Annotated in this window: 10 protein-coding genes; all 10 read left to right on the top strand. The window is 45.9% G+C overall.

Annotation, left to right across the window (positions count from 1 at the left end):
- Positions 1-40: 40 nt before the first annotated feature.
- The 10 genes from PR808_RS16815 to PR808_RS16770 all read left to right on the top strand — a co-directional run bounded on the left by PR808_RS16815 (position 41) and on the right by PR808_RS16770 (position 8,568).
- Positions 41-412 carry a helix-turn-helix domain-containing protein gene (locus PR808_RS16815; protein WP_272520757.1) on the top strand — a complete coding sequence of 124 codons (372 nt, stop codon included), beginning with the start codon at positions 41-43 and terminating at the stop codon, positions 410-412.
- Positions 413-614: 202 nt separating this feature from the next.
- Positions 615-1,136, top strand: a complete 522-nt coding sequence (locus PR808_RS16810) for a fimbrial protein (RefSeq protein WP_272520758.1) — start codon at positions 615-617, stop codon at positions 1,134-1,136.
- A gap of 93 nt (positions 1,137-1,229) precedes the next feature.
- Positions 1,230-1,760 (top strand): fimbrial protein, encoded by a 531-nt coding sequence (locus tag PR808_RS16805; protein ID WP_272539750.1) that lies wholly within the window; start codon positions 1,230-1,232, stop codon positions 1,758-1,760.
- Between the two features lie 58 nt (positions 1,761-1,818).
- Positions 1,819-4,353 (top strand): outer membrane usher protein, encoded by a 2,535-nt coding sequence (locus PR808_RS16800; RefSeq protein WP_272539749.1) that lies wholly within the window; start codon positions 1,819-1,821, stop codon positions 4,351-4,353.
- 83 nt (positions 4,354-4,436) lie between these two features.
- On the top strand, positions 4,437-5,192 hold the full coding sequence (locus PR808_RS16795; RefSeq protein ID WP_442959809.1) for a fimbria/pilus periplasmic chaperone: 756 nt from the start codon (positions 4,437-4,439) through the stop codon (positions 5,190-5,192).
- A gap of 56 nt (positions 5,193-5,248) precedes the next feature.
- Positions 5,249-5,872 carry a fimbrial protein gene (locus PR808_RS16790; protein WP_272539748.1) on the top strand — a complete coding sequence of 208 codons (624 nt, stop codon included), beginning with the start codon at positions 5,249-5,251 and terminating at the stop codon, positions 5,870-5,872.
- A gap of 14 nt (positions 5,873-5,886) precedes the next feature.
- A complete protein-coding gene (locus PR808_RS16785) occupies positions 5,887-6,423 on the top strand; it encodes a fimbrial protein (RefSeq protein WP_272520763.1) in 537 nt (178 codons plus the stop codon).
- Positions 6,420-6,944, top strand: coding sequence for a fimbrial protein (locus tag PR808_RS16780; protein WP_272520764.1), 525 nt, complete (start codon positions 6,420-6,422; stop codon positions 6,942-6,944). The genes PR808_RS16785 and PR808_RS16780 overlap by 4 nt, the downstream gene beginning before the upstream one ends.
- Positions 6,941-7,516, top strand: a complete 576-nt coding sequence (locus tag PR808_RS16775; protein ID WP_336298571.1) for a fimbrial protein — start codon at positions 6,941-6,943, stop codon at positions 7,514-7,516. Before PR808_RS16780 ends, PR808_RS16775 begins: the two co-directional genes overlap by 4 nt.
- A 35-nt stretch (positions 7,517-7,551) precedes the next feature.
- The gene (locus PR808_RS16770; protein WP_272539747.1) at positions 7,552-8,568 is read left to right on the top strand and encodes a hypothetical protein; all 1,017 of its coding nucleotides are present in this window, start codon (positions 7,552-7,554) and stop codon (positions 8,566-8,568) included.
- Positions 8,569-9,222: the final 654 nt, after the last annotated feature.

Below are 9,222 nucleotides of genomic sequence, written 5' to 3'. Positions count from 1 at the left end.
AGTTATGGTTTAGCGCAACATTTATAAAAAAGGTAGTAAAATGGAAGGGAATAAAGCAAGTGTTTTTTCTCAGGTATCCTCTAGGCAATATCTTACACAGGCGATAGGGCGCCAACTTTGTTTAATTCGTAAAGCACGAGGCTTGAGAGGAGACGATATTGCAAAAAAGCTAGGGGTCTCGCAACAGCAAGTCTCTCGTTATGAACGAGGGGTTTGCAAAATGGATGTTGATGCGTTGGTATATTTATTAAATCAATTAAATGAGCCGTTAGATCAATTTTTTTATGATGTATCACTAATATTAAAAAATGAAGTGCCAAAAGTATATGCTGAATATCAATTACTGTTTTTTCCATTAATTAATTATTCAAACGAATCGTGCTTTTTAACGAAAACGGAAAGTTATTCTTAATGGTTGTTTGATTTTATTCTCAATTGGTTTTTATTTAACTTAGTGAAATAAAAAAAGATTCATTATGATAATGATGGGTTTTTATTTGCTTTCATTATTGAAAGTAAGTTTTTTAATTATATTTAATTTTTATTAAGATGTGATTTTATTTAATTAAATCTTAATAAAGCCATTTATTTCCATTTTCTGTATTGAGGTAAATATGAAAAAAGTTATTTTTGCAACTCTAATTTCTGGCGCAATGAGTACTTCAGCTTTAGCGGTTGACGCAGGTAGTGGTACTGTCACGTTTACGGGGTCTATCATCGAAGCGCCATGTTCAATAGCACCAGGCGAAGAGAATCAAGAAGTGCCATTAGGCCAAGTATCTAATATCACTTTAGAAAATGGCGGCGCATCATCTTCTCAACCATTCACTATTGAGTTAGAAGGCTGCAACCTCGAAAACGACAACCAAGTTACCGTGACTTTTAATGGGACTGAAGCGTTGAATGGTGGGGCGACCACGGGTTTATTGCAAATCACCGGTGATGCTTCCGGGGCTGCTGTAAAAATCATGAATGCGTCTGGCTCGCAAATCAATGTGAACAGCGGTAATACACAAAACTACGTCGAAGGCAATAACACACTGAAATTCCAAGCGGCATTACAAGGTTTTCAAGGTACTACCCCAGTTCCAGGTAACTTCCAAGCCGTAACTAATTTTACATTAGCATACAACTAATCGCACAGCTCACGATGAGTGTCATTCCGTGATATTTCCCCTTGGCGTCTATGTGGGCTAAGGGGGATTTTGGAAAGAAGGGGAAACGGGAGTATGAGGATCATTTCAGTAAGCGCGTTGTTCATGTTAGCTCAGAGCGTATTGATATCGCCTGTGCAGGCTGAGCTATTATCACTTTGGGGGCGTATTGGCATGAGCGGCAGTATTGTCGATTCGGCGTGTGCTATTGACACTGGCTCCTATGAACAGACGGTGGATATGGGAATGTTGCCTATTGGCACGCTTCGCCAGCAAGGACGGGGGCCCGTTCGTCCTTTTTCAATTGCCTTGATTGGTTGCACCCTAACCCCATATGCGGGAGAGGCTTGGCAAAAGTTTTCAGTCACTTTTGACGGTCCGGTCGATGGCGAGTGGTTCTTGGTCTCCGGTGATGCGCGGGGGGTGGCTTTGGCACTGCAAGATGCACAAGGACAGCCAATTTACCCAGGACAATCGCCCCCAAAACAAGCCATTGTATCAGGAAATTCCATGTTGCATTACGGATTACAGTTGGTGTCTGACACACGTCCGCTACGGCCTGGAGAGTATCAGGGGGCCTTGCGCTTTAAGCTCGATTATTACTAAAAATGCGTCATTTTTTACGTTTCTTTTTTCCTGAACTTGACTTTTAGGGATGTTATTTATGTCTTCAACACAACCAACATTTTTTCGTCTTCGCTGCCTGAGTCTGATGATTGCCTTATCCTTATACGGGCTCTCTGTGCCAGTTCTTGCGGCCGAGGCGTTTGAATTTAATACTGATGTACTTGATTTAGAAGACAAAACTAACATTGACCTGAATCAATTTTCCCGTGCCGGCTATATCATGCCAGGCACTTATTCCTTTACCTTAAAAGCCAACGACGAACAGCTGGGTGAAGTGTCTGTGCCGTTTTATCCGCCAATGAACGACCCGGAGGGGAGTGAAGCTTGCCTGCCACCGGCAGTGGTGAGTCAATTGGCGCTCATTCCTTCTGTACAAAGCGATTTGGTGTGGTGGCATGACGGTGAGTGTTTATTGGTGGACAGCGTACCGGGTATGCAAGTGCGTGGCGATTTAGCGACATCATCTTTGTACGTCAGCATTCCACAAGCTTATCTGGAGTATACCGCCCCCAATTGGGACCCGCCGTCACGCTGGGATGAGGGAATTCCGGCATTAATGCTCGATTATAACGTCAACAGTAATGCCAATAACTCATACAACGGTGGGCGTGACAGTTATGCGTTAAATGGTAACGGGGTCGTCGGCGTGAACTTAGGAGCGTGGCGCTTTCGTGCTGACTGGCAGGGGCGATTAAACCACAACACGGGGTCGGGCGATGCGACCAATAAGGAGTTTGATTGGAACCGCTTCTACGCGTACCGTGCGCTGCCGAACTTAGCGGCTAAACTGATTATCGGAGAAGATTACCTCGTGTCCAACATGTTTGACTCGTTCCGATTTATTGGGGCAAGCATACGCTCGGATTTGAATATGTTGCCACCCAATCTGCGGGGGTATGCTCCGGAAGTGACGGGGATTGCTAAAACCAATGCCACGGTAACCGTGAGTCAACAAGGACGTGTGTTGTACGAGACACAAGTTGCTCCAGGGCCATTTCGTATTCAAGATTTGAGTGATGCGGTTAGCGGTAAGTTGGATGTGGTGGTTAAAGAGCAAGACGGTTCCACCCAAGAGTTTCAGGTGGACACGGCAAGCTTACCGTACTTGACCCGTCCCGGGCAAATTCAATACAAGTTAGCGTTAGGCCAACCGACTAATTACCAGCGTCACAGTGAAGGTGACAGCTTTGTAACGGGAGAGTTTTCGTGGGGTGTTAATAACGGGTGGTCATTGTTTGGGGGGAGCCTGAACAGCCAAAACTATAATGCGGTCTCATTGGGTGTTGGACGTGATTTATTGGCCTTTGGTGCATTGTCCTTTGATGTGACGCAGTCCTTTGCCCGTTTGCCAGGACAAAGTAGTGTTAGTGGGGGCTCATACCGCATTAACTACTCGAAACGCTTTGAAGCGATTGACAGTACCATTCAGTTTGCGGGCTATCGCTTTTCAGAGCGTGATTTTATGTCGATGTCCGATTTCTTGAATGCGTTAAAAACAGGGGAGCGTTATGGGGGCAGCAAAGAGCTGTATACCGTGTCGCTCAATAAAAACTTTGCAGATCTTGGGATGTCTCTGTACCTGAACTACAACCATCAAACGTATTGGGATCAACCGGACAATGATTACTACAGCATCATGCTGTCGAAGTACCTGGACATTGGCCCACTTAAAAATGTCAGCATTAATCTGTCCGCTAACCGCAGCGAGTACAACGGCGTCAAAGATGACAGTGTGTTTCTATCGACCTCATTTCCGCTCAGTAACGGGGCCAATGTGGGCTATTCCTTAAACAGCAGCCGGTATGACACGACTAATCGTGCGACCTACTACGACCGCATTGATGATCGGACAACGTACCAACTCAGTGCGGGTAGTAGCAAAAAAGGCGGAACGGGCAGTGCGTTTATTACCCATCAGTCGGATGTAGCGCGTCTTACCGCCAATGCCAGTTACATGCATAACCAATACAGTGCGTTTGGGCTTTCTGCCAGTGGCGGCGTAACGCTCACGACGGAAGGGGGCGGGTTACATCGTATTAATACCCCAGGCGGGACGCGGATGCTAGTCGACACCGATGGGGTTGCTGGTGTACCGATTAAAGGGTTTGGCGCCCCAATTATCTCGAACGCGTTTGGTAAAGCAGTGGTGGGGGATGTGAACAGTTATTACCGCAGTAAGGCGCAGATTGATTTGAATGCGTTGCCAGATAATGTGGATGCACAGCAATCCGTGGTCCAAGCGACCTTAACGGAAGGGGCGGTGGGTTACCGTCACTTTGCAGTGGTCTCGGGACAAAAAGCGATGACGGTGTTGCGTTTACCGGATGGTAGCTTCCCCCCGTTTGGGGCACAAGTACAAAACGGCAAGGGTCAAAATACAGGGATTGTCGGGGATGCGGGCAGTGCCTATATCAGCGGTATTAACGTAGAGGATGCAATGACGGTGACGTGGGGGGAAAGCAAAGCGTGTGAAGTACGCTTCCCAACGGCGTTAGGCTCTTTGCAAGAGGCTATGTTGTTGCCGTGTACACCGACAGTGCGTGCTGACGTAAGCGGTAAATCATCAACATAAAAACGGCCCGCACGAAGACGGTGTGGACTATATTCGGATTGGATTTTAGGGGATAGAGTATCCTTCCCATTGGATAAAGGTAAATGACCATGCAATTAAAAATGGTATCGCGTGTTGTCTCAAGTCTTATCGGTCTTACGATATTAAGCAGTACCGCTTATGGGGCGGTGTCCATGGATCGAACCCGTGTCATTTTTGATGGAAGCCAAAAATCGATTTCGCTGAATATCTCGAACAACAATAAACAACTGCCCTATTTAGCACAAGGGTGGATTGAAAACATCGAAGGGCAAAAAATCCAGTCGCCGTTGGTGGTGTTACCGCCAGTTCAACGCTTGGAGCCCGGCAAATCGAGTCAGGTGAAAATCGAGGCGCTGCCAGCAATCAGTAACTTGCCGCAAGATCGTGAATCACTGTTTTATTTTAACTTACGGGAAATTCCGCCAAAAAGTGATAAGCCGAACACCTTGCAAATTGCCTTACAGACGCGAGTGAAACTGTTTTATCGTCCGAAAGCGATAGTCCCGGAGAAAAATGGTGCACCGTGGCAAGAAAAATTGACTTTGGAAAAGCAAGGTGACCAGTACGTGGTGAAAAATCCGACGCCGTATTACGTGACGATTATTAACGCGACCGCCAACGCAAAATCATCGAACGGCAAGGAGTTTACACCGGTGATGGTCTCACCGTTTGGTCAAGATACGCTTGGGGTCAATGCTAGTCAATTGGGGAACAGTCCAGTGCTGACGTACATCAATGATTTTGGAGGACGTCCGACGTTGACGTTCCGTTGTCAGAGTACAGCGTGTGACGTCGTGCCCAATAATAAAAGCGAATAAGGCGGCATCAGCAGCAGTATTCAGGGGCTGATGTTATCGACAAAAAGGAGAGTCAGATGGCTGACCAACAAAAAAAATGCGAGTTTCGTCACTGCCTGCTTGCGGCGGTGTTGAGCACTATCGTCAGTGCGCCGAGCCTGGCGGACAATAACAACAATATTTATCGCCCCGTCGATAACTGGAACGTGGATGGGCAGCACGGGGTGGTGTATGTCAAAGGGTCTTTGACAGAAAGCCCGTGTCATTTGGCGATGACTTCGAGTTACCAAACGGTGGAGATGGGAAACTTAGATACCGGGACCTTGCAGCACAATGGTAAAGGGGTGCCCATCCCGTTTCAGATTGAACTGGAAGATTGCTTAGAAACGGCGAGTCGACTTCAAAATATTCAAACAGGGATGACAGCGTGGAGCTCGACGCAGCCGGCCGTAAAAATTCGTTTTGTGGCACCGACAATACCGTTTAATCCAGACTTTATCCGAGTGACGGGGGTACAAGGATTGGGATTAGCCGTGACGACGCCGGGTGGTACGTTATTACCGATGGGACAAGACAGTGAACCGTACTTGTTGCCCTCAGGGCAGAGTCAGTTGACCTATTACGTTACGCCGGTAAGAACAGGCCAGCTTGTGCCGGGGGCGTATTCGGCACTGATCGCCTTTGAAATGTTGTACGAGTAGGAGTGGCCATCATCATGACAATACTACGACGTCAACGTTTATGTCGCCCCCCGAAAGCGCTGGCAACAAGTTTACTGCTGAGCAACCTGATACTATTTTCCACGGTTGTTCTGGCAGAAACCTATACCTTAACTGTGAAGGTCACCGTGGTGGAGAAAACCTGCGACATCTACGGGGATGGTGGTATCGGCCAACCCATCACGGTGAATATGGGCGATTTGATTATCAAGAATATTAATGGGGTTGATTACGGAAAAACTGATATTCCCTACACACTCGATTGTGAAGATGCGGCAAGTAATCCAGCCTTGAAGCTGAAATTTGATGGCCCGCAGATGGGGGGGCAAGCGGGTAATGTGTTGTCCACCTCAGATCCCAATTTGGGATTACGGCTTATGGCGGATAATAGTAACCTGAATTTGGCAACGTGGCGTAATTTTAATTATAACACGAAACCTGCCCTCAGTGTGATCCCGGTTGGCAGTGGTACTGGGGGAATTAATGACGGTCAGATGGCCGCGTCCGCCACGTTGAGTGTGGAGTATCAATGATGATGAACCGACAAATCAAGATATCCGCGATGGCATTATGGTTAAGCAGCCTGGTACCGCTGGCGACGTATGCGGTGGAAGTGAACTTTACCGCCAATTTAATTCAAAATCCACCGTGTGATGTCGCTGGGCCGGATGGTCCCGATCAGCCGATTAAAGTGCCTTTTGGGGAAGTGGGGATCACCAAAATTGATGGGGTGAACTATCAACAAGATTTTACATTAACCCTTAGTTGCGGGGAAGGACTGGGGAACGCGGTGGCCTTGTATCTGCAATACCGCGGTATGCAGGCGCCGTTTGATAATAAGGCGTTACAAGCGAGCCAGTCGGGCCTAGGCGTTCGACTGTATCACGAAGGGATAGTGATACCTCCGAACAGTGGCACCCCGATAACTATGTCGGATAACGGGACGGAATCGTTGCCATTGTACGCGGTACCAGTTAAGGATGCTGATCCTTCGGCGACGTTGTACGAAGGGGACTTTACGGCAACGGCCAGCGTGGAGATGAACTACCCATGATAACACAATCAAAAAGCAGATACAGTCGAAAAGCCAGGATGACTCTCAGTGCTATCTCCCTATCATTGGCCAGTCTGTTTTCGTTGGGTGTGCAAGCCGCGAATAGTAATGATATTGAGTATAGTGGGACGCTAATTGCCTTGCCGTGTACGGTTGACCCGCTTTATGAGAATTTTGGGATTGATTTTGGCGGCAATATTAATTCGAAGGATTTGGTGGAGGGGCAACGTCGCTACAGCAAGGAAGACATTTTGTTTCACTTGACGGACTGTGATTCGTCGCTTGGAAACACGATATCGGCGAAATTTAGCGGTGCTTCGATAACGACCAATGGGTTGTTAAACGTGGACGCGGGGAGTCAGGCGAGTGGGGTTGCCGTCGGGCTCGAAACCCCTAGTGGGGTAGCACTGCTGATAAACAATGCGCAAGTGGAACCCGTTGTGCCGATAACGAATGGGGAGATGACTATTCGGATAAGGTCGTATTTACAAGCGGTGGAAGGGGCGACTATTGCCTCAATGACTCCAGGTTTTTTTACAGCAACACTGACATATACTTTAGTCTATGAATAAGCTCATATAGCAATATGACTATAAAGGGATTCACTATGAGAATATTAATTATTCTATCATTATTTCTAACTCCACTCTTATCGTATTCAGCGACAATAACTTCTAATGTATCATTGTATGGCAGTGAAGGAAAAACATGGCAAAACGGTAGCCATAATAACGCTAATAATGGTTGGCCTTGTGGTGAATGGGCAGGAAATGTTTTTTGTTATTCAATGCCTACATATGAGCTGAATGATTGGTGCTCATCCTATCCCTCTGGTGGCCCGCCTTGGGCAAATAATCCAGCGTGCGGTAGAATAGTAAATGGTGGGATTAGGCAAGGTTATCCTTTGGTTATTGGTTTTGAACCTGGAGCTATTTACGATAAAAGCTCATCTTGCCAGATAAAAATTACTGTTAGTAACACTGTTGGGGCTTATTATGGAACCGGTAGCTTAGTTGGTTTTACCCAGAGCTCAGCCAGCATAACCTCAAGCAACGGTGTTAGGGGATTTCTTGCTGAATTTAGAGCGACGTTTAGTAATTGTCGTGAGGCTATGATGGATTTAGGGATTAAGCATGGGTATGGTACAAACTGGAACTATAAATCGGTTCTAGGTACAGGCAATCCAGTAACACGTTTGTGTATTTATGTTGATAACCAGTCATTAGGATGTAACACAGCTCCAGGCTCAACAGTGCCACCTCAACCCGCAGCTTGTAATATTAATGTTCCGCTAACATTGGATTATGGTGTTATTAATTCGATTGACGTTAGTGGGGCACAGCGAGATATTACTATCGATTATCAATGCAATAAGTCTGCAACAGTTTCATTTTCTTTGTTAGATGCAACCCCTATTAACTCTGGTGTTGCGATTGATATGGGAGAAGGACTTACTTCTGAGCTGTGCTTTTTATCTGGAAATGATTGTCCCAGTAGTGGCGGCGCAAATGTAAAAGTAACAGGAGTGACTGGTTCGGTCAAATTACGCTCAACCCTTAAAGGTTCAGATATTCGTGGTGGTGCTTACTCTTCACACGTAACAGTTGTGAGTGCTTTTTATTAAATGTATTCAGTTGTTTAAAGGCTGTATTTTCTTCGGTGACTCTACTGGAGTCCACCGTTGATTTTGATGTGAGTGTATTAAAATCCTTGAGGCGCGGAGCTGAGGTGGCGGAGTCTTTCAAACAAGGCCGTTAATTTCTGGCGAAGCAGTATGATGTAACGTGGTGGTTAATCAGAATATACATTAAGGTGGAATAGTCTGAGCTCCAAATGCAGTGATAAAAGGATAATGGTCGGTATTGGCGAACTGTGTTGGTACCGATTTTATTATGCTTGAAGGTGACTAATGAGGGAGACTGTTGAAAAGTTTTCCTGAGGATAATCCCACAACCATATAGAGTCCTCTGACTTAAAATTCAATATATAGCGAACCTAGTGTTTTATTTATTATAAATAATTAAACTTTGCAATAGTATCCCCCACTTTGAATTTTGGGCGTAAGATCCATATTGCCTAATGGATTTTTAAATAGAAACAACTCACCACTACCTCTAATGTTTACAGTGGCATGATTCAATACCCGTGAGTTATGCCCCGCTTTTTATCGTTGATTCATTGAATACGTGATCATTTTTCATAATAAGCTGAAAAAGTATCGGTCTATTCGTGTAGTTTTATTTTGAAAATGCACATAAAACCTATGTGAAAATTAAAG

Origin of the sequence: Providencia sp. PROV197 (assembly GCF_028479625.1) — a bacterium.
GTDB classification, from domain to species: domain Bacteria; phylum Pseudomonadota; class Gammaproteobacteria; order Enterobacterales; family Enterobacteriaceae; genus Providencia; species Providencia vermicola.
The sequence above is the reverse complement of the archived record's forward strand: the minus strand, read 5'-3'. Positions and strand labels throughout refer to the sequence as shown.

Coding starts and splice junctions, on each gene's coding strand:
- PR808_RS16790 (WP_272539748.1), top strand. CDS start 5,249: ATGGCTGACCAACAAAAAAAATGCGAGTTTCGTCACTGCCTGCTTGCG.
- PR808_RS16785 (WP_272520763.1), top strand. CDS start 5,887: ATGACAATACTACGACGTCAACGTTTATGTCGCCCCCCGAAAGCGCTG.
- PR808_RS16815 (WP_272520757.1), top strand. CDS start 41: ATGGAAGGGAATAAAGCAAGTGTTTTTTCTCAGGTATCCTCTAGGCAA.
- PR808_RS16810 (WP_272520758.1), top strand. CDS start 615: ATGAAAAAAGTTATTTTTGCAACTCTAATTTCTGGCGCAATGAGTACT.
- PR808_RS16795 (WP_442959809.1), top strand. CDS start 4,437: ATGACCATGCAATTAAAAATGGTATCGCGTGTTGTCTCAAGTCTTATC.
- PR808_RS16805 (WP_272539750.1), top strand. CDS start 1,230: ATGAGGATCATTTCAGTAAGCGCGTTGTTCATGTTAGCTCAGAGCGTA.
- PR808_RS16780 (WP_272520764.1), top strand. CDS start 6,420: ATGATGATGAACCGACAAATCAAGATATCCGCGATGGCATTATGGTTA.
- PR808_RS16770 (WP_272539747.1), top strand. CDS start 7,552: ATGAGAATATTAATTATTCTATCATTATTTCTAACTCCACTCTTATCG.
- PR808_RS16775 (WP_336298571.1), top strand. CDS start 6,941: ATGATAACACAATCAAAAAGCAGATACAGTCGAAAAGCCAGGATGACT.
- PR808_RS16800 (WP_272539749.1), top strand. CDS start 1,819: ATGTCTTCAACACAACCAACATTTTTTCGTCTTCGCTGCCTGAGTCTG.